This window comes from Vogesella mureinivorans, assembly GCF_007644035.1.
GTDB classification, from domain to species: Bacteria; Pseudomonadota; Gammaproteobacteria; order Burkholderiales; family Chromobacteriaceae; genus Vogesella; species Vogesella mureinivorans.
The window spans coordinates 1-393 of record NZ_VMTV02000804.1 but is presented as its reverse complement, the minus strand read 5'-3'; the positions used below and the strand labels follow the sequence as shown (position 1 = coordinate 393).

1 pseudogene is annotated in these 393 nt (G+C 42.0%); it reads left to right on the top strand.

The window, feature by feature from the left end:
* Positions 1–117 precede the first annotated feature (117 nt).
* Positions 118–393 (top strand): annotated as a pseudogene (locus FLQ44_RS19715) (IS4 family transposase); the annotation flags it as partial.

Below are 393 nucleotides of genomic sequence, written 5' to 3'. Positions count from 1 at the left end.
ATGCTCTGCTCTGATGAATCCCCTAATGATTTTGGTAAAAATCATTAAGTTAAGGTGGATACACATCTTGTCATATGATCAAATGGTTTCGCGAAAAATCAATAATCAGACAACAAGATGTGCGAACTCGATATTTTACACGACTCTCTTTACCAATTCTGCCCCGAATTACACTTAAAACGACTCAACAGCTTAACGTTGGCTTGCCACGCATTACTTGACTGTAAAACTCTCACTCTTACCGAACTTGGCCGTAACCTGCCAACCAAAGCGAGAACAAAACATAACATCAAACGAATCGACCGATTGTTAGGTAATCGTCACCTCCACAAAGAGCGACTCGCTGTATACCGTTGGCATGCTAGCTTTATCTGTTCGGGCAATACGATGCCC